General features: G+C 43.3%; 18 protein-coding genes and 2 tRNA genes. 12 read left to right on the forward strand and 8 right to left on the reverse strand.

Annotated elements, in window-relative coordinates; genetic code table 11:
• From accC to efp, 3 genes are read right to left on the reverse strand one after another with little or no spacing between them, the layout of a single operon-like run.
• Window positions 1–1,332 carry an acetyl-CoA carboxylase biotin carboxylase subunit gene (accC, locus tag H6614_03980; GenBank protein ID MCB9242807.1) on the reverse strand — a complete coding sequence of 444 codons (1,332 nt, stop codon included), beginning with the start codon at window positions 1,330–1,332 and terminating at the stop codon, window positions 1–3.
• A 44-nt stretch (window positions 1,333–1,376) separates the two neighbouring features.
• Window positions 1,377–1,856 carry an acetyl-CoA carboxylase biotin carboxyl carrier protein gene (locus H6614_03985; protein MCB9242808.1) on the reverse strand — a complete coding sequence of 160 codons (480 nt, stop codon included), beginning with the start codon at window positions 1,854–1,856 and terminating at the stop codon, window positions 1,377–1,379.
• Between the two features lie 28 nt (window positions 1,857–1,884).
• Window positions 1,885–2,448: an elongation factor P gene (efp, locus tag H6614_03990; protein ID MCB9242809.1), complete on the reverse strand. Its 564-nt coding sequence runs from the start codon at window positions 2,446–2,448 to the stop codon at window positions 1,885–1,887.
• Between the two features lie 217 nt (window positions 2,449–2,665).
• Between efp and gap the strand changes: the two genes are divergently transcribed.
• The 6 genes from gap (at window position 2,666) to H6614_04020 (ending at window position 5,836) form a co-directional block, all read left to right on the forward strand.
• Window positions 2,666–3,664, forward strand: coding sequence for a type I glyceraldehyde-3-phosphate dehydrogenase (gene gap, locus H6614_03995; GenBank protein MCB9242810.1), 999 nt, complete (start codon window positions 2,666–2,668; stop codon window positions 3,662–3,664).
• Between the two features lie 122 nt (window positions 3,665–3,786).
• Window positions 3,787–3,859, forward strand: a tRNA-Gly gene (locus H6614_04000).
• Between the two features lie 95 nt (window positions 3,860–3,954).
• Window positions 3,955–4,028: transfer RNA gene (locus tag H6614_04005), tRNA-Cys, on the forward strand.
• Window positions 4,029–4,052: 24 nt separating this feature from the next.
• Complete coding sequence (locus H6614_04010) at window positions 4,053–4,457, forward strand: META domain-containing protein (GenBank protein ID MCB9242811.1); 405 nt, start codon at window positions 4,053–4,055, stop codon at window positions 4,455–4,457.
• A 39-nt stretch (window positions 4,458–4,496) separates the two neighbouring features.
• On the forward strand, window positions 4,497–4,913 hold the full coding sequence (locus H6614_04015) for an META domain-containing protein (GenBank protein MCB9242812.1): 417 nt from the start codon (window positions 4,497–4,499) through the stop codon (window positions 4,911–4,913).
• A gap of 203 nt (window positions 4,914–5,116) precedes the next feature.
• Entirely contained in the window at window positions 5,117–5,836 is a 720-nt protein-coding gene (locus H6614_04020) for a hypothetical protein (GenBank protein MCB9242813.1), read from the forward strand.
• A gap of 33 nt (window positions 5,837–5,869) precedes the next feature.
• On the opposite strand, the gene H6614_04025 is transcribed toward H6614_04020, so the two are convergent.
• On the reverse strand, window positions 5,870–7,606 hold the full coding sequence (locus tag H6614_04025) for a serine hydrolase (GenBank protein ID MCB9242814.1): 1,737 nt from the start codon (window positions 7,604–7,606) through the stop codon (window positions 5,870–5,872).
• A gap of 163 nt (window positions 7,607–7,769) precedes the next feature.
• On the opposite strand from H6614_04025, the gene H6614_04030 reads away from it, so the two are divergent.
• Entirely contained in the window at window positions 7,770–8,339 is a 570-nt protein-coding gene (locus H6614_04030) for a DoxX family protein (GenBank protein ID MCB9242815.1), read from the forward strand.
• A gap of 102 nt (window positions 8,340–8,441) precedes the next feature.
• Here the strand turns inward: H6614_04030 and H6614_04035 are convergent, their stop codons facing one another.
• The 4 genes from H6614_04035 to secD all read right to left on the reverse strand — a co-directional run bounded on the left by H6614_04035 (window position 8,442) and on the right by secD (window position 13,198).
• Window positions 8,442–9,707: an adenylosuccinate synthase gene (locus H6614_04035; protein ID MCB9242816.1), complete on the reverse strand. Its 1,266-nt coding sequence runs from the start codon at window positions 9,705–9,707 to the stop codon at window positions 8,442–8,444.
• An 81-nt stretch (window positions 9,708–9,788) separates the two neighbouring features.
• Window positions 9,789–10,106, reverse strand: a complete 318-nt coding sequence (locus H6614_04040; GenBank protein MCB9242817.1) for an STAS domain-containing protein — start codon at window positions 10,104–10,106, stop codon at window positions 9,789–9,791.
• 2 nt (window positions 10,107–10,108) lie between these two features.
• Window positions 10,109–11,059, reverse strand: a complete 951-nt coding sequence (secF, locus tag H6614_04045; GenBank protein ID MCB9242818.1) for a protein translocase subunit SecF — start codon at window positions 11,057–11,059, stop codon at window positions 10,109–10,111.
• A 27-nt stretch (window positions 11,060–11,086) separates the two neighbouring features.
• Window positions 11,087–13,198 (reverse strand): protein translocase subunit SecD, encoded by a 2,112-nt coding sequence (gene secD, locus H6614_04050; GenBank protein MCB9242819.1) that lies wholly within the window; start codon window positions 13,196–13,198, stop codon window positions 11,087–11,089.
• Window positions 13,199–13,432: 234 nt separating this feature from the next.
• Between secD and H6614_04055 the strand changes: the two genes are divergently transcribed.
• Genes H6614_04055 through meaB form a run of 5 tightly spaced genes read left to right on the forward strand, consistent with a single transcriptional unit; the run spans window position 13,433 to window position 19,097 of the window.
• Complete coding sequence (locus tag H6614_04055) at window positions 13,433–14,500, forward strand: aminopeptidase P family protein (GenBank protein ID MCB9242820.1); 1,068 nt, start codon at window positions 13,433–13,435, stop codon at window positions 14,498–14,500.
• Between the two features lie 32 nt (window positions 14,501–14,532).
• Window positions 14,533–15,810 carry a glycosyltransferase family 4 protein gene (locus H6614_04060; GenBank protein MCB9242821.1) on the forward strand — a complete coding sequence of 426 codons (1,278 nt, stop codon included), beginning with the start codon at window positions 14,533–14,535 and terminating at the stop codon, window positions 15,808–15,810.
• Window positions 15,811–15,841: 31 nt separating this feature from the next.
• Window positions 15,842–17,134 (forward strand): phosphoribosylamine--glycine ligase, encoded by a 1,293-nt coding sequence (gene purD, locus H6614_04065; protein ID MCB9242822.1) that lies wholly within the window; start codon window positions 15,842–15,844, stop codon window positions 17,132–17,134.
• On the forward strand, window positions 17,134–18,156 hold the full coding sequence (gene galE / locus H6614_04070) for a UDP-glucose 4-epimerase GalE (protein MCB9242823.1): 1,023 nt from the start codon (window positions 17,134–17,136) through the stop codon (window positions 18,154–18,156). The genes purD and galE overlap by 1 nt, the downstream gene beginning before the upstream one ends.
• Window positions 18,156–19,097: a methylmalonyl Co-A mutase-associated GTPase MeaB gene (gene meaB / locus H6614_04075; protein ID MCB9242824.1), complete on the forward strand. Its 942-nt coding sequence runs from the start codon at window positions 18,156–18,158 to the stop codon at window positions 19,095–19,097. The genes galE and meaB overlap by 1 nt, the downstream gene beginning before the upstream one ends.
• The last annotated feature ends 107 nt before the right edge of the window (window positions 19,098–19,204 follow it).

Raw genomic sequence — 19,204 nt, forward strand, 5'->3', positions numbered from 1 at the left:
TTAGTCGTTCATCTTTTCGATGAATGACGTGTCATAGTTGTTGCTTAGAAACTTCTTATTGCTCATTATTTTTTGATGGAATGGTATTGTTGTCTTTACGCCTTCAATGATAAATTCATCAAGCGCTCTAGACATTTTCCTCACTGCTTCATCCCTGTCCTTACCTACTACGATCAGCTTGCCGATCATAGAGTCATAGAAAGGAGGGATCCTGTATCCTGAGTAGCAATGTGTATCCACTCTTACACCGTGTCCCCCCGGAACGTGAAATGCCGTTACTATTCCCGGTGACGGACGGAATCCGTTATCCGGATCTTCCGCATTTATTCTGCATTCTATAGAGTGCCCTTTGAATTTTACCTTTTTAAGCTTTATCTCTTCTCCGTCGGCGACCTTTATCTGTGCCTGTATCAGGTCGAATCCGGTTATCTCTTCTGTCACCGGGTGTTCTACCTGTATCCGCGTGTTCATCTCCATGAAATAAAAATCCTTGTTCTTATCCACGAGAAACTCCACCGTACCCGCGCCCAGGTAATTAACACTCTTCGCGCCAAGTATTGCCGCCTCACCCATCCTCTGGCGCAAGTCTTCATCGACGATAGGGGAAGGGGACTCTTCTATCAGCTTTTGATGTCTCCTCTGTACTGAGCAGTCTCTCTCGCCGAGGTGGATTATGTTACCGAACTTATCACCCAATACCTGTATCTCCACATGTCTCGGGTTTTCCACGAACTTTTCTATATATACGTCGCCATTGCCGAACGCTATCTCGGCTTCACTGCTTGCCGTCTGGAATGCCTTCTCTACTTCATCGAGGCTTTTCACGATACGCATTCCCTTGCCTCCGCCTCCGGCAGATGCCTTTATCATTATTGGAACGCCTATCTCTTCTGCTAACTTCTTTGCTTCCTCGACTGTCTCTACAACGCCGCCGCTTCCCGGAACTACCGGCACGCCTGCCGACCGCATGGTCTCCTTCGCGAAGGACTTATTGCCCATCGCGTTTATCATAGCCGCATCCGGACCAATAAAGATCAGCTTTGATTCCTTACAGATATCGGAAAATTCTGCGTTCTCAGCCAGAAAACCATATCCCGGATGAACTGCGTCCGCATTGGTTATTTCCGCTGCAGCTATTATTCTTGGTATATTAAGGTAGCTTTCCTTGGATTGACCGGGTCCTATACACACGGCTTCATCCGCAAATCTTACATGGAGTGAATCCGCATCCGCGTCCGAATAAACTGCAACGGTCTGGATACCCATTTCACGGCAGGTTCTTATTATGCGGAGAGCTATCTCTCCTCTATTGGCAATTAATATTTTCTTTATTTTCTTCAAGATGATGTAAATGGTGAATGAAATATGTGGGGCTATTATACTTCAACCAGGAATAAAGGTTGATTGTATTCCACTGCCTGGGCATTTTCTACTAGGATCTTCACTATCTTTCCGGAAACTTCCGATTCGATCTCGTTCATCAGTTTCATTGCTTCTACTATGCAAAGAACCGATCCCTGTTTTACTGAGTCGCCCACGTTTACAAAAGGATCTGCATCCGGAGAAGGAGCCCTGTAAAAGGTTCCTACCATTGGGGATTTTACTTCATACACATTAGAAGGCATCTTTTCTTCTTCTGATGGCTTCTCTTCTTTAGCAGTCTCCTCTGTCTTTACAGGAGTTTCAAAATGCACCGGAAGATGTGGTGGCATTGTTGCGTGTACTGCCTGTGCTGCCGGTACAGCCATATGTCCCTTGTTCAGCCTTATTTTCAATCCTTCTTCTTCGATCTCTAATTCGTTAAGATTACTGTTGTCGAGTATCTTAATAACCTTTTTTAAATAGTTTAGATCCATTTTCGATGGTTTATGTTGGGTGTAACGTTTACGATTTAACTCTCTCTATGTAGTCGCCGGTTCTTACATCGACCTTTATCACTTCACCTTCCTCGATGAATAGCGGTGCGTTGACCGATGCGCCGGTTTCTACCATAACTACTTTTGTTGCTCCCGTTGCTGTGTTTCCTTTTACTGCAGGTGGAGCTTCCGTGACTTTTAATTCTACGTGAGGAGGAAGCTCGAGGTTCAGTGGTTTTCCATCGTGAAATACGATTTGTACCGTCTGTCCTTCTTTCATAAATCCTCCCTGCTTGCCGACCACATCTTCGGGAATATTCATTTGCTCGTAGCTCTCCATATCCATAAATTGGTAATCATCACCGTCTTTATATAGATACTGGAATTCCTTTGTTTCAAGCCTTACTATTTCCACTGTCTCATTGGGTCTGAATCTGTTCTCGATCATCTTCCCGTTCTTGAGATTCTTCATTCTAGCCTGGTAAAATGCTCTCAGGTTGCCGGGCGTCCTGTGCTCTAGCTCGAATACCTGGTGTAGCTCGTTATTATACATAATAACATTGCCCGTTTTTAATTGCGATGCTTCTGCCATAAAATTGAAAAAATTGGTTAGTTTTTAGTTAAAATTGGTGAAAAACATACTAAAATACTCAATAAATGCTTCAAAATCAATTTAACAAATTATACAAAACAATACTCGCTTGTTCGCGCCTTATCCAATCCTATTTACATTGTAAATCACTCATTTTTTGGTTATTTTGCTCTATTCCATTAAAAAATCACGTAAAAATCTTAAATTATATAAATTTATGGCAATAAAAGTCGGAATTAATGGTTTTGGACGTATCGGAAGACTTGTCTTCAGAAGGATGAAACAATTGGGCGGATTCGATGTGGTTGCTATTAATGACCTTACCGATGCTAAGACACTGACACACTTGCTTAAATACGACTCTGTTCATGGAAAATTTCCCGGTGAAGTAAAGGGAACGGATAATGGTTTTTCTGTTGATGGTGATGATGTGCTGATAACTGCCGAGAGGGATCCCAGCCAGCTTAAATGGGGTGAACTCGGCGCGGACATAGTGATAGAATCCACGGGTGTATTCACGAATAGCGAGAAACTAAAATTGCACAAAGATGCCGGAGCAAAGAAAGTTATCCTTACCGCTCCGTCAAAAGACGACCTCGATGCAATGATCGTTCTCGGTGTTAATGATGACGCTTTGAAACCTGAATACACAATGGTATCTAATGCTTCATGTACAACTAACTGTCTCGCTCCTATGGTTAAGATCCTCGACGACGCATTCGGTATAGAGAAAGGCTTTATGACAACGGTTCACTCATATACAAATGACCAGGCGTTGCTAGATCAGCCTCATAAGGATCTTCGCAGAGCAAGAGCGGGCGCGATCAATATTATCCCGACAACGACCGGTGCCGCTAAAGCAGTAGGTAAAGTGCTTCCGCATCTTAACGGTAAGCTGGATGGGTTCTCCCTTCGCGTACCTACTCCGGACGGATCGATCACCGATTTTGTCTGTATCCTGAAAAAGGACGTAACAAAGGATGAAGTAAATGCAGCGTTTAAATCTGCTTCCGAAGGCGCATTCAAAAATTATGTGGAATACACGGAAGACCCGATCGTTTCTACCGATATAGTGGGAAATGACCACTCATGTATCTTTGATTCACTCTCCACTATGACTAACGGAAATCTGGTGAAAGTCGTCGGATGGTACGATAATGAATGGGGATACAGTTGCAGGGTAGTAGATCTGACAACGAAGTTTGCAAATATGTAGTTTTGTCATGCTGAACTTGATTCAGCATCTGATTTAAATGATTTTCTCGTTCCCAAATTCCGGTTTCGGAATAGATTGAGACTTGATAAATCAATTAGTAACCGGTAATTTGTTCCTCACAAGCGGGAATAGCTCAGTTGGTAGAGCGCAACCTTGCCAAGGTTGATGTCGCGGGTTCGAGTCCCGTTTCCCGCTCTCCTCATTCCCAAATTACGGTTTGGGAATGCTCATTTATAAGGCGTCGTACTCCCGAGTACTCGGGACTCAAGGGAGTATGGATGCAAAACTATGGCGTCGTACCCAAGTGGCTCAAGGGAGCAGTCTGCAAAACTGCCATTCATCAGTTCGAATCTGATCGACGCCTCAAATCTGCCATATCACTACCTCCATGAGAACAATTTTATTAATATTTTTTATAGTTTCAATTGCCGCATGTAATACTGTTAAGTATTCGGCAGAAAATATCTGGCGTTTATATGAGTTAAACGGTGACTCTATTCTTCCTGGAAAAAGTTGGGATGAAGAAATAGTATTTATGTTTGAAAAAAATAATAGGATTGAAGGATTTGGTGGTTGCAATGAACTGACCGGAAGTTACGAGAAGGGAATTTATGATATTAAGTTCAAAGTTATCTCGACAAAGAGATATTGCGAAGGAAAGATGGAGATAGAAAATGAATTTATAAATGCACTTAATTCGGCAAACCGATATGATTTGCCGTATGAGAACGAATTATACCTTTATAAGGATTCTTTACTCCTTGCTAAGTTTATGGGAACAATAGTTAAGTGATATCGGAACATTCCATCACATTCAACGTTTTAACTCAAAATGAAAACTTTTTTAAAATATTCTATTTTTATCCTGTTTCTTACTCTTTCCGCCTGCGCCTCATCAGACACGGGACTCTCACTGCAGGGCAACCTCTGGAATCTCTCCGAACTCAACGGCAAAGAATATTTTCCCGATGACCGCTACGATCCTGCTTACATTGAATTTGGCCAGGACGGCATGATATCCGGCACAGGCGGTTGCAATGAGATCTTTGGCTCATACGAAACATCCGGACGCAATATTACCATTAAGTCCGCCATCACCGCAAAATACTGTGACGGAATTATGGATACAGAGCTCGACCTCGACGCCGCGCTCCGTTCCGCCGACCGCTACAAAACCACAAAAGACGAACTCTACCTCTACAAGGACGGCAAGGTCATTGCCAAATTCTTCGCCCTCATTATTAAATAGCCCAAATTAAACCTTTTTAAAGCATTTATATCATACTATATACACGGCGGAAACCTTTTTACTATTCCACTGTTAAAAATTTAAAGAGCAAGGGTAATGAAGTTTACCTGCGTGAAGTTCTAACGAAAATCAAAAGGGGCAATTTATGAATTAGTAATATACGTTAACCTTTAAACCTTCTGAGGAGGAAGGAGGGTAACAAAATGATAAGATTAATTGATAATCCCCTTATCGAGCAGGTTATCTGGGCAATACTATCGTTCCTTACAATAAATATCAATAGCTCTGTCAGTACAAAGTATACTGTTGATGTGAACTTTCGCAACAGTTACTTCTTCCAGAGCGATGAAAAAAAGATCATCGAGTTTTATACTCTTGATAGCGTTGCTTTGACAAAGAACGCCTTGCGTACCTTCAAAGGATCTGAAGCTTACCTGCTCAAACAGATCGTTGAAGACAGTTCCGGCATTTACCTGATGCGTCTTCTTAAAGGCAGGTTCTACATTGGTACTGACCCGTTCCGCATAGATGTAGCGACGATGAATTCCGATACTAACTTCAATATCAGCCTTTTCGACAGGTATGATAATTACCTCGGCGACATCGTCTGGAACAGGAGTCTCCTGGACACGGCGAATCTTCAGCCGGAGACTAAGGAGCTGTATCGTATGCTCGGCAATAAGAACTTTAACATTGTCTTCACTTTTTTACACGAGGTTTCGCATTTCGTCAGCTTTGTAAATGCAAGCCCTAAGAAAGAGGGCGGTACGTGGTTTGTAAAGAAAGATAAAATACTCTCGGAATGGGAAACGGACAGGGAAGCCGAGCGCTTGATTAAGCTCTACCTCCCTGACATTAAAGAAATTTATTACACATACAAAGTACCGCAAAAAGAAGTAACACTAACTGAAATGAATGAATGAAAAAGCCCCTCTCGCAGGGGCTTTTTAGTTTAACTATTCGACCTTCTCGCCCGGTACTTCATTACCGCCCTGGTAGAGCGTCATACCGGTAACTTTACCGCTTTCGTCCACATCGAATACTATCCTTGCAGCTACAACCTTTAGATAAAAATCCGTCTCCGATGTAGGGAATATCTCGAACTTCTGCTGTCCGGTTGCCTGCTCGAATATCTGCGTGCCCTCGACCGTTATCTCTATAAAAAATGTCGGCGCAAGCTGGTACTTCCCGATGTACCTGCTCAATATTTCGTTCGATAATGTAATATCATCCGTTTTACCGGTTTCCACACCGAGCTTTTTCAGCATTTCGACGGCATTGTCATTAGAAGGGTTCAGTTCCAGCGACTTTTTATAATTTTCTATTGCTTTCTCATTCTCGCCGTTATTCATCAATGCCTCTGCGTAACTGTCATATGTGTTTGCTGATTGCGGGAATATATCGATGTTTATCTTAAAGAATGCCAGCGCTTTTTGAACGTTCTTTTCTTCGAGCATTGTCTGGTAACCCGTAAGGTTGATGATGCCTTCGTTTATGCTGAAGTCGTCCTTCAATGTGCTAATGTTCTGTTCAACATATTCCACTGCTCCATCATATCCTTTCTCTGTAAATAATCTTTCCAGTTCGGGCACGAAAGGCTTCTTTATCTTTGCTGGCTCTTCACCATCGAGGACCCGAAGGATGTTGTTGGTGATTCCATTAAGGCTTGTCGGTCCGGTGTTATTCAAAAGGATGATCGTCTTATCCTCATCCACCAAACGCGCGAACATAGTGTTAAAACCGTTTATCCCGCCTGTGTGCCATAATATGGTGGAACTGTCCTTCCCGGGTTCATCCGCATTTTCGTTCATTATTACCCAGCCGTAGCCGTAGTCTTCAAGATAGGGATGCCACATTTTCTTCTTCGCGTCTTTTGAGACGAACTCATCTCCGTAAAGTAATCTGTCCCATTTGTACATATCCTCTACGGTAGAGTATACATCTCCAGCTCCTAATGCATTAGGCATGTAAAAATATTCATCCTTAACGAAGTTCATCCCCTGTGGAACATAACCTTGCGCGAGATTTGATGGAGGATTCTCTTCTCTTTCTATACCTGTGCTTGTCATGCCTGCCGGCTCGAATATCCATTCCTTCAACAGCTGTTCATAAGGGATACCCGAAACCTTCTCTGCTATGACTCCAAGCAGGTAATAGCCCGTATTATTGTAATTGTATTGTGTACCTGGTTCGAATTCGAGATCTCCCGAATGTGCGTACTTTATCATATGATCTTTCGTAAATCTGAACTTCGTCGAATCCTGCCACCATCCGGGTACGTTCGTGTAGCTGTGAATACCCGATGTGTGATTTAATAGTTGATGTATTGTGATCCTGTCTCCTGTGTCATGTCTGTATTCGGGAATGTATTTTGTCAGAGGATCATCGAGGTTTATTTTTCCCGCTTCGACGAGTTTCATTATTATTGTCGCTACGAATTGCTTTGTAATTGATCCCATACGGAACTGGGTCTCGGTCGTGTTCTTTATCCTATTATCGAAATCCGCATATCCGTATCCTTTTTTAAGTATTATGCCCGTTTTGTCAGCTATTAACACGCTCCCGTTAAATATTCCGTATTCATTGTATTTGTTCAATAGCTCGTCCAGCATCTCCGCTTTTGTCTGGGCCTGTAATCCTGTTGAAAGGCATATTATGAATGCTACTAATAAAAACTTTATAAAATATCTCATCTTAAAGGGTTTTTTAGTTTCTTAGATTGAAATCTTCCTCTAAAGGTTTCAAATAGCGAATTACTATAGTGAAAATTAGGTTTTTGCAACTAAAATGCGGACTTGAAGTAAAATTAAATATATTAATTGTTATATTTGTAGTAAACCAAAATAAAATTACACCATGGGATTCATTTTCAAAGCGCGCGGAGGAGCAAACATTGGATTATTTATCATAAGACTGGCTGTGGGATTTCTTTTCCTTTTTGCAGGTGCTGAAAAACTAATGGATATCGAGGGCTATATCAATACACTCAAGGCAATGGACGTTATGCCTGAGAATCTTGCCTTTATAACTGGATTTATTGTGCCCTTTGCTCAGGTTTTTCTAGGTGGGCTTTTTATTATAGGACTTTTTACCCCGATCGTGAGTTTTTTCCTTTCTGCGATTACTCTCTCCGGTATTTTTATTTACGGAGCAGGGGATCCAACGCATGCGTTCAGCCTAAGCTGGGTTGTTCTTGCGTGTACTCTTTGTGTGCTTTTTTCCGGAGCTGGCAGGATCTCTTTCGATTCATTCTTTGATAAAAAGAAAAAAAGTGAAATAACATACGCGCCGGCTTTTGATTCAGGCTCAGGTATGCAAAAAACAGTCGTCATAAAAGAGGAAAAACCAGAAGTGAAAACGGAAATAAAAACTGAAGTGAAATCGGAAGAAGATACCACCGATAATAAAGGCGATAAGATTATTTAACTTTTGAAATTCTAATATAGAGCGTGTTATTCTCCCCTCCGACGGAGGGGCTGGGGGTGGGTTCCCAAAGTAATATCCTATCAATCAATACAAACTTTCTATCTATTTGACTATCAGACTCTCTCTCTCCGGTCCGACTGAAATGTACTTTATCTTGTAACCTAAAAGCTCTTCTATCTTATTCACGTAGTCCTGCGCGGTTTTCGGCAGTTCCTCGAACTTCCTGCACTTATTAATATCCTCAGTCCATCCCGGCATCTCAATGTAAACCGGTTTTGCTTTATCCAGTATTGGGTTGAGAGGGAAGTTCTCGTAGGTCCTACCGTCAGCCTCGTACGCCGTACATATATATAGCTTATCCCTCCCCGAAAGCGAATCTAGCTTTGTTATTGCAATGTCATCCACTCCCTGTACTTTCGCGCCGTACCTGGAAGCCACAGCGTCGAAGTGTCCTATCCTCCTCGGTCTGCCTGTAGATGCGCCGTACTCGAATGCCGTCTCTCTTAAATTATCTGCGTCCTCGCCTGATATCTCCGTTACGAAAGGTCCCGCGCCCACGCATGTAGAGAATGCTTTCATTACGCCGACTACCTTGTCATACCTGTGAGTCAGCAGTCCGCCTCCTATAGGAGCGAACGCCGCCAGCGTGCATGACGAAGTAGTAAATGGGTATATCCCGTAATAAATGTCTCTCAGTGACCCCAGCTGTGCCTCAAAAAGTATCTTCTTGCCCGCATTAGCTGCTTCTTCTAGCATTACTGTCGTATCCTTGATGTATGGTTTCACTTTGTCGCCGTATTTCCTCGTCCATTCAAGTGCTTCTTCATAGGAGATCATCTTGTCTTCTCTTCCATAAAAATCCTTTATCAATTGGTTCTTCCACGTAACGAGATCCTTCAATCTCTTCTCCATCTCGCCTGGATATAACAGCTCACCGATAAGCAGACTCTTCTTTAGATATCTCTCGCCATATGCGTACGCAATACCTCTCTTTGTGGAACCGTATGCTTCCTTGCCAAGCCTCTCCTCTTCCAGTTCATCCTCTATTCTGTGAAAGGGGAACGTTATGCTCGCCCTGTCCGAAACTACTATATTATCCACTTTGATTCCGGATTCCTTTAGCGCGGTGAATTCCTCGTCCATTGCCTCCAGGTCTATCACCATTCCCGTACCCAGCACGTTCGTAACGTTGGGATTGAATATTCCCGACGGTACAAGGTGTAGTTTGAACGTGCCAAGCTCGTTCACGACCGTATGCCCGGCGTTGTTACCGCCCTGGAATCTTACTACATAGTCCACGTCCTGCGCAAGATAGTCCACCATCCTGCCTTTGCCTTCGTCGCCCCAGTTGAGACCTACGATGACCATGATGTTGTTTTTGTTTTCAGACATAAAAAAACCGCCTATAGTTTAGCGGATTAATAAGGATTTATTTAGAAGAGTAACTCATTAGCTCAGGTCGAAGACCCTGTCCAGTTTTGTGATCTTAAAAATGTTTAATAGCTTGTCGTTTGCGTTTATCAGTTTCAGGTCGCCGTCCGCGTCCTTTACCGACTTGTAACAGCTTATCAATATGCCCAGCCCAGAGCTGTTAATAGAGTTTACTTCGCTCAGGTCTATCGCGTAAAACAAATGTCCTTCCGAAAGAAAATTCAGTATCTGGGATTTTACATCGTTTAGATTTGTAAGTCCCACCGACTCTTCTTTCAGAAGGATTGACTTATAACTGTTCGAATCGATTTCTATTTCCTGTATCTCGTAGTTCATTCTTACTTTGTTCTTGCTGCGAGTCTCTTGCCCTTTGTTGATGCCTTCGACTTATCCAGTCTGTGCTTCCAGTCTACAACCACCGCGCTTGCTACGAATATCGATGAATAAGTACCCGTGATTATACCCACCATAAATGTGAATGAAAATCCTCTTAGTACCTCTCCTCCGAATATAAAAATTACCAGCACAGTAAGAAATACAGTACCGCTGGTTATTATCGTTCTGCTCAATGTAGCGTTTACGCTCTTATTCATCACCGATTCTATCTCTTCATTCTTGAATAACCTTATGTTTTCACGTATTCTGTCGAATATAACCACCGTATCGTTTACCGAGAAACCGATAAGCGTAAGGAATGCCGCCAGCATAGGCTGATCGAATTCCAGCCTCAATGGCAGTACCGCGTTACATATCGCGATTGCTGATATCGTGATCAGCACGTCGTGGAATAGCGCCGCTACTGCGCCTATTGCGTATATGAATTGGAATCGTAATGAAAGATATATCAATATACCAAGCAGTGAGAATATGATCGCGAATAAAGCGTTCCTTCTCAGCTCCTCACCGATCTTTGGTCCTACCTTATCTACTCTCAGCACTTCGAAATTATCGCCGGGGAAATTCTTCTTTATCGCAGTCTGTATGTTTTCCGCAACTGTCTGCCCTTCACCCTGCAGCGGAGTCCTCAGCAGTACGTCGTTCTCCGTGTCCATAGTCTTGATCTCCATACCCGGCAGACCTTCTCTGTCCATCGCGTCTCTCAATTCGCTTACGTTCACAGGTGTCTGGAATCGCACTTGCAATTCCGTACCACCGACGAAGTCTATTCCCAGCGGGATGCCCTTTACAAACAGGGTTGCCATACCCACTATTATTACAATTAATGATACAATATAGAACTTCTTCCTTTTTCCTAAGAAATCTATATTTGTATTTTCGAAAAGTCTCATTATACTATTAAAATTATTCTAAATTTTCTATTTGCTTTTGGCTGTGCCAAAACTGAACGTCCATCCCTTTTCAAGGAATATGTCGAATATAAAGTGCGTTATCACTATAGCTGTGAATAGGTTCGCTACGAGACCGAATAACAGCGTTATCGCAAATCCCTGTATCGGACCTGTTCCGAACTGGTACAGTATGATACCCGTAATAACACTGGTTATATGCGAGTCTATAATAGCCGAGAACGCTTTCTTATAACCTATCTCTACCGCCGTCTTCATTGGCTTACCTGTTGCAAGCTCTTCCCTTATACGCTCGAATATAAGTACGTTCGTATCAACCGCCATACCGAGTGTCAATATAAGACCCGCGATACCCGGCAGTGTCAGCGTCGCTTTAAATGAAGCCATGATACCAAGTACGAATAACACGTTGATAAGCAGTGCAAAGTCCGCTACCGATCCGCCCGTCCTGTAATATACTATCATGAATAACGCCACCAGTAACAGCGCTGCAATGGATGATGTTATTCCTGCTCTGATAGAGTCTTCACCGAGTGATGGTCCTATCGTTCTTTCTTCGATTATCTTCAGCGGAGCCGGTAATGCACCCGCTTTAAGTACGATCGCCAGCAGGTTAGCTTCCTGCACGCTGCCCATACCTTCGATGACCGAATTACCGCCCGTGATCTTGTTCCTTACCACCGGCGCGGAATATACAACGTTATCGAGTACTATGGCTATTCTCTTATCTATGTTAGCGCCTGTTATTCTTGCCCATGAACCTGCGCCCTCACTGTCCATTCTCATGTTTACGACAGGGGAGTTGCTTGTCTGGTCTATCGTTGCTACTGCATCTACTATAGATTTACCTGTAAGCTCAGGGGTTTTCTTTACTGCTATCAAAGTGTAAAACTTCACACCGCCCTCGCCAATTCCTTCGCGGTTAGCCCATAGGAATTGCATGTCCGGCGGAATTAATGCCTGGACGTCTTTTCTCGCTAAAAGCCTGTCTACTTTCGGTCTGTCTGTTTCGGTTACGTATCCGTCTGCCTGTCCTGACTGCGGATTTATCTGCACCAATGTAAAGAACAGCGGATTCTTCTTTATAAACTCTTCCTGTGTCATTTGAGTCGTATCCTGTGTCTGACCCGTATCGGAACTATTCGATGTATCACTGCTCTTAGTGGTATCTTTGCTCTTTGTTGTATCTTTTCCTTTAGTAGTATCTTTCTTTATTGTTTCGGTAGTCTTCTTGGTAGTATCTGTTTTCTTTGTAGTATCTTTCGGTGTTGTGCTGGTCTTTGTGTCCTGCTTCTTTCCTGTGGTATCATTCTTTCCGGCGGTTGTCTTCTTATTGGTAACCGTATCGGTTAGACTGCTCTTTGTGGAGTCGTTCACCTTTATATCGGAAAGAGGATTGGTGTTTGTAGCGTCTTTATTAAGTGTCGTATCGCTCGCAAGGTATTCATTAACCCTCTGCATGACTTCGACTGTCTTCTGCGGATCATATACCAGCTTAAATTCCAGCAATGCCGTTCCCTGCAATAATTGCCTTACGTCTTCGGGATTACTTACACCCGGAAGCTCGACGATTATTCTGTTACCGCCAACCTTTTGTATCTGTGGCTCGGCTACACCGTATTGGTCGACCCTGTTCCTTACAACTTCGACAGCTCTTTCGATAGCGCCGTCTATTTCCTGGTCCAGCTTTCCTTTGATCTCATCTTCCGTATCCTGTATTTCTCCGTAATATGATTTCAGTGAAAGTCCCTTTGCGTTTAGCTTTTGCTGTAATACTTCAGCCACCGGCTCATCGGAATCTATATTAGTATTCCTCATCTCGGCCAATATATCTTCTAACTGCTGGTCCTTTCGTACAGCAAGGTCGCTCAATAGCTTGATAATGTCTACGTCCAGTACGACGTACATTCCGCCCTTAAGGTCGAGTCCGAGCTTTATTCTGTGCTCCTGGGAGCTTTTTAGATCCTGTGTATGATCATCCAAAAACTGGATGCTGTCCTGTCCGGTCAGTTTACTTAGATCTTTCCTTAATTGGTAATCTTTATAGGTGGGATATATAAAGTATATTGATATTCCTATCAGGCATACTGTAAGAACTATCCTCCAGAGATTTTTCTTCAAAATTCTACTCCGTGAAAATATTAAATTATTTCAAGATTTGTTGCCAAAGCCGTAGCTTCGGAAAAAATGACAAACGCTAAATTACTTGAAATACTTAGAATTGTCAATGTAATTAAGGGTTTAGATTAGTGCCTAAACCCTTGTTACTTTTGAATAATATCTTGAATTGAATTTGCTTATTATATTGAGTAATTTTAATGCTGTTTGAAAAAACATACCTTAAATCACCGCGAAATGACCAGGATAGAAAGCATAAGGAAATCGTTCAAAAAACATGGGATTGATGCGCTCCTCGTTACTAATCTTACCGGCATTAAATACCTTACGGGATTTCTAGGCAGTGCCGCTGTTGTCCTCATAACAAAGAAAAATGCTTACTTTATTACCGACTTCCGTTACAAAACGGTCGTCAAAGACGGGCTTCCTTCTGATTATGAGGTCATGATCTCTAAGCAAAGCTCATTTGAATTCCTGAAAAAGCTTATAAAAAAGAATAAGCTTAAAAAAATTGGCTTTGAAGCTACAACGCTCAATTACAATGCGTATCTCGACCTTAAGGAAAATTACAAAGCAAAATTCGTTCCTGTTGCCGGGCTGGTAGAGTCCGTCTCCGCAATTAAGGAACCATATGAGCTTGATTGTCTGAAAAAAGCTATCGAGATCTCTGATAAAGCTTTCGAACATATTCTTGCGGCTATCGTCCCCGGGAAAACTACCGAAAAGGACCTCGCCGCCGATATTACTTATTTCCAGATGAAGCTTGGCGGAGAAAGGAATTCTTTCGACCCCATCGTAGCCGGCGGTGAAAATAGTGCTTTACCTCACGCTCATCCGACAGATAGAGTGATTCAATACGGCGATCTGCTTACACTCGATTATGGTACCGTGTATAAAGGCTTTAATTCCGATATGACCCGCACGGTCGCGATAGGACAGATATCCGACGATAAAAGAAGGATATACGAAATAGTAAAAGAAGCGCAGAGGAGAGCAGTCGAAGCGATAAAAGCAGGTATGGTTTGTAAAACCGTCGATGCAGTTGCTCGTGATTTTATTCGTGAGAATGGTTACGGTGATAATTTCGGACACGGGCTTGGGCACGGACTGGGATATGACGTGCATGAAGCCCCGAGATTAAATCAATTTAGTAAGTACAAACTTAAAGTAAATAATGTTGTTACTGTTGAGCCCGGTATATATGTAGAAGGACTGGGCGGTGTCAGGATCGAAGATGACGTTGTGGTAACCGATGACGGATGCGAGATATTAAACAAAACGACTAAAGACCTTGTTGTTCTTTAGTGCAGGTTTTATTAATTAGCATGAGGTAGTATTTGAACAAGGTTTTAATTATCTCCTATTATTTTCCACCGATGGGCATGGGGGGTGTGCAGAGAACGCTGAAGTTTGCTAAGTATCTGCCCCAGTTCGGCTGGCAGCCGGTTGTCATTACTGACAGCCCTAAAAAATACTTTGCCGTCGATGAGTCGCTTCTCGATGAAGCTCTGCGCAGTAACATCATTATCGAGAGAACTGGTAAGGAAAAGTTCAATCCAAAGAACATACAGATCAAAGCCCCTGCGGAAAAATTCCGTAAGCTGAGAAGCACCTTATCGCAGTTTATTTTTGTCCCCGATAGTAAGATTGGTTTCAAGAAAAAAGCTCTGAAAAAGATTGACGAGATATGGGATTCTTACGGAGGCTTCGATCTTGTTTACTCGACTGCTCCGCCATATACGGACCACCTCATCGGGCTTGAAGTCAAAAAGAGATACAATATCCCTCTCGTGCTCGATTACCGCGACGCATGGGTAGACAGTCCGGTGCTTAATTATTACCCGACTTCTTATCATAAGCTAAAGAATATCCGCCTCGAAAAATCCGTTATCGGAGGCGCTAATAAGGTCATTACAACGAATAGAAGAGTTAAAGAATATATCATAGCACGCTACGGAAATATAGAGTATAATGATGTTCGGATAATCCCGCACGGTTACGATACCGAGGACTTCGAGATCGCCTCGAGAGAGCCCATGGAAAAACCTAAACGCATGAGGATAACTTACTCCGGCAGTTTCTACACCAGGGACCCCGGGTATTACTTTGATGCTATAAAACTTCTCTTCGATAAGTTTCCTGAACTGAAAGACAAGATCGAATTTTGTTTTATCGGGCACGTTACTGAGGAGAATAGAAAGCTTATAAAAGAGTATGGCATTGCGGATAACGTTGTGCTTACAGGTTACCTGAATCACATTGATTGTGTGCGCTACATCATGTCGTCCGATATTCTTTTCCTTCTCATCAGCAGGGGAGAAAACGAAGATGCCGCCATGCCCGGAAAGGTTGGTGAGTATATAGGAAGCAGAAAGCCGATAATTGCGTGCATACCCGAGGGTGTTACAAAGAAATATCTCGAAAACTACGGCGCGATTACTTTTATTCCGGATGAAGATTCCGCGGAGATCGTAAAAGCCGTTCTCGACTATTACGAATTATACAAAAAAGGCGAACTGCCAAAACCGGATGAAGCGGTTGTCACGCAGTTCGACAGGAAAAAAATGACTGAGGAACTTGCTACTGAGTTTAACTACCTCTTGTCTATTGAATAAAATCTGATTCTTTAACAAAATTCTTTTGAAAGTGAATATCCTGCTTGTAGGTAACGGTGGAAGGGAAAATGCCCTTGCCTGGAGGATCTATACTTCTCCTTCTTTTAGAGATTCCGGTTCTAAAATGTACTGCACACTGGGAAGCCCCGGCATTGACCGCTTTGCCGAACCCATTAATATTAAACCCGATGACATTTCTGCTCTTGTAGATTTTGCTAAGGACAATTCGATTGATTTTACTGTCGTCGGTCCTGAAATTCCGCTTGCCCTGGGCATCGTTGATGAATTTACAAAGAACGGTTTAAAAATATTCGGTCCCACAAAGTCCGCGTCACGCATCGAATCAAGTAAAAAGTATGCAAAGGAGTTAATGAGGGCTCACGGCATTCCTACCGCTTCGTTCGAAACGTTTGGTAAAGATAATATCACTGAAGCTGAAGCATATCTTCGCTCGATAAATTACCCGGTCGTAATAAAAGCCGACGGGCTTGCTGCCGGAAAAGGTGTTATCATTGCTGAGTCCTTCGATGAAGCCCTGGCGACCGTAAAGAGTTTTACCGAAGAGAACATCTTCGGAGAATCCGGTTGGAGCTTTGTTGTTGAAGAGTTCATTACCGGCAACGAGGTTTCCGTCTTTGCAATAACAGACGGTGAAAATTATGTTATCCTCCCGTCCTCGCAGGATCATAAAAAGATATTCGACGGCGACGAAGGAAAAAATACCGGCGGAATGGGTGCTTACGCCCCTGCTGATAAATTTCTCGATGAAGAGCTCCTCATGGAAGTAAAAGAAATTATTATAGATAAGACACTGTATGCTCTTAGCGAAGATAAATCTAAATTTAAAGGCTGTCTCTTTGCTGGACTGATGATTGATAAGGATAGAAAACCCTACGTGATAGAGTTTAACTGCCGTTTTGGCGATCCGGAAACTCAGGCATTACTCCCTATAATAAAATCCGACTTCCTTAAACTTCTTCTCGCTTCCGCTGAGGGAAAGATAGCGGATTACAAGCTCGAAACGGAAAGAGGTTCATGCGCATGCGTCGTTATTGCATCGGGAGGCTACCCGGACGACTACGAAAAAGGAAAGGTTATAACAGGTCTGGACGATATGGACGGACCTACGCTGGTATTTCATGCAGGAACGAAGTATGGTGTTGACAAAGAACAGGTCGTTACAAACGGCGGTCGTGTGTTAAGCGTTGTCGCGCGAGGCAGTTCGCTCGCTGAGGCTGTCGCCACTGTCTATGAAAATGTTGATAAAATAAAGTTCGACGGTATGCACTACAGAAAAGATATCGGGCACAGGAGTCTCGGCTAATGAAAGTTCTCGTAACAGGTGGAACGGGTTACATAGGTTCGCATACCGCGGTTGAATTACAAAACGCCGGCTATGATGTCATTATAATTGACAATCTTTCTAATTCCAATATCGAAGTTCTCGACGGCATAGAAAAGATCACCGGCATACGCCCCGCTTTCGAAAAGATCGATCTTACTGACCTTGCTTCGCTGACTGCCTTCTTCGAGAATAATAAAGACATCGAAGCCGTTATCCACTTCGCCGCGTTTAAAGCTGTCGGCGAGTCCGTACTTAATCCCCTAAAATATTACCACAATAATATCGGCGGAACGATAAACCTGGTTAAACTTACAAATGCTCACGGGATAAATAACTTTGTCTTTTCGTCTTCCTGCACGGTTTATGGCGAGACCTCTGACCTTCCCGTTAGTGAAAACTCTCCTATAAAAGAGGCATTTTCACCATACGGCTACACTAAACAGGTTAACGAACAGATTTTAAAAGACACCTCGCGTGTATCTGACCTTAAAGCAATTACCTTACGTTACTTTAATCCCATCGGCGCTCATGAGTCCGCTTTAATTGGTGAACTCCCTACGGGCGTCCCCGATAATCTCGTCCCGTATATTACACAGACTGCCATCGGCAGACGGGAGATACTTACCGTGAACGGAAACGACTATGACACGCCCGACGGCACTAATATCCGCGACTACATTCACGTCGTCGACCTGGCAAAAGCTCACGTAAAAGCTCTCGACAGGCTCGTCGAAAACAAGAATACGGAAAAGTTTGAAGTCTTCAATCTCGGCACTGGAAAAGGCTCCTCCGTTATGGAGGTCATACAGGCATTCGAGAGGGTATCCGGTGAAAAACTGAATTACAAGATAGGTCCGCGAAGAGCCGGCGATATTACCAGTATCTACTCCGATACAAAAAAAGCTAATGAAGTCCTCGGGTGGAAAGTCGAAAAAGATCTCGATGATATGCTCCGCACTGCGTGGAACTGGGAGCTGGCAAACGCAAAGAAACAAAGCTAATGGAAGTGAACGAACAATTTATTAATGATCTGAGAAACGGTGACAAACGCGCCATCTCGCGTGCTATTTCCATTGTTGAGGACGGCTCAGCTGGCAGTACCGAACTACTAAAAGACATTTTTAAATACACCGGCAAAGCTCACCGCATTGGTATAACCGGTCCTCCCGGCGCCGGAAAATCTTCAATTACAAATTGTCTCGCTAAAATGCTCATCGACAGCGGTCATAAGGTCGGCATTATTGCCGTCGACCCGACGAGCCCGTTCACAGGGGGAGCGTTACTTGGTGACAGGATACGCATGCAGGAGGTTGGACTGCTTCCCGAGGTATTTATTCGCTCTATGGCAACACGAGGCAGTCTCGGTGGTCTCAGCAAATCCGTCGTCGAAGCATGCGACATACTCGACGCCTCCGGAAAAGATTTTATTCTTATAGAAACAGTCGGCGTGGGTCAGTCGGAACTAGACATCGCTCAGACCTGCGATACGACCGTTGTCGTTCTCGTTCCCGAATCCGGCGACGCGGTGCAGGCTATGAAAGCAGGGCTTATGGAGATTGCCGATATTTTCGTCGTCAATAAATCCGATAGGGAAGGTGCTGCGGGTGTTGCGACCACGATTAGAAATATCATTCACCTGAAACCCCCGTCCGAAGATAACTGGGAGATCAAAGTGTTAAATACGGCGAGCATCAAAAACGAGGGCATCACAGAACTGCTCGAGGAAATTATGCGCCATACAAATCACCTCGAGGAAAGCGGGTTCCTTCGAAAAAAACGAACCTCTAACCTCGTTAAAAAGATAAACGAGCTGGTAAACGACCGTCTGCAGACCACTTTCTGGAATTCTGCCCATACTGAGGACCTAAAGAAGAATCTTCCCTCTATTTACGAGAGGAATAATGACCCATACACTTATGTCGATAATTTGCTGAAGACTTAGTTTGTCATTCCCGCGAAAGCGGGAATCTAGATTAAGCAATTCTGGACGAGAATATTCCTGCTTTCGGTTACAGTGCTATTTACGAGTTAAGCTTAAGATAATTTGAT

The organism is Ignavibacteriales bacterium, from assembly GCA_020635255.1.
In the GTDB taxonomy this organism is placed as follows: domain Bacteria; phylum Bacteroidota; class Ignavibacteria; order Tepidaquicellales; family Tepidaquicellaceae; genus JAEYVS01.

Bases quoted from the DNA above. Each gene is read 5' to 3' on its own strand.
- secF (MCB9242818.1), bottom strand. From the start codon at position 11,059: ATGAGACTTTTCGAAAATACAAATATAGATTTCTTAGGAAAAAGGAAG.
- gap (MCB9242810.1), top strand. From the start codon at position 2,666: ATGGCAATAAAAGTCGGAATTAATGGTTTTGGACGTATCGGAAGACTT.
- H6614_04015 (MCB9242812.1), top strand. From the start codon at position 4,497: ATGAAAACTTTTTTAAAATATTCTATTTTTATCCTGTTTCTTACTCTT.
- H6614_03985 (MCB9242808.1), bottom strand. From the start codon at position 1,856: ATGGATCTAAACTATTTAAAAAAGGTTATTAAGATACTCGACAACAGT.
- efp (MCB9242809.1), bottom strand. From the start codon at position 2,448: ATGGCAGAAGCATCGCAATTAAAAACGGGCAATGTTATTATGTATAAT.
- H6614_04035 (MCB9242816.1), bottom strand. From the start codon at position 9,707: ATGGTCATCGTAGGTCTCAACTGGGGCGACGAAGGCAAAGGCAGGATG.
- H6614_04025 (MCB9242814.1), bottom strand. From the start codon at position 7,606: ATGAGATATTTTATAAAGTTTTTATTAGTAGCATTCATAATATGCCTT.
- H6614_04010 (MCB9242811.1), top strand. From the start codon at position 4,053: ATGAGAACAATTTTATTAATATTTTTTATAGTTTCAATTGCCGCATGT.
- H6614_04020 (MCB9242813.1), top strand. From the start codon at position 5,117: ATGATAAGATTAATTGATAATCCCCTTATCGAGCAGGTTATCTGGGCA.
- galE (MCB9242823.1), top strand. From the start codon at position 17,134: ATGAAAGTTCTCGTAACAGGTGGAACGGGTTACATAGGTTCGCATACC.
- meaB (MCB9242824.1), top strand. From the start codon at position 18,156: ATGGAAGTGAACGAACAATTTATTAATGATCTGAGAAACGGTGACAAA.
- H6614_04040 (MCB9242817.1), bottom strand. From the start codon at position 10,106: ATGAACTACGAGATACAGGAAATAGAAATCGATTCGAACAGTTATAAG.
- H6614_04030 (MCB9242815.1), top strand. From the start codon at position 7,770: ATGGGATTCATTTTCAAAGCGCGCGGAGGAGCAAACATTGGATTATTT.
- H6614_04055 (MCB9242820.1), top strand. From the start codon at position 13,433: ATGACCAGGATAGAAAGCATAAGGAAATCGTTCAAAAAACATGGGATT.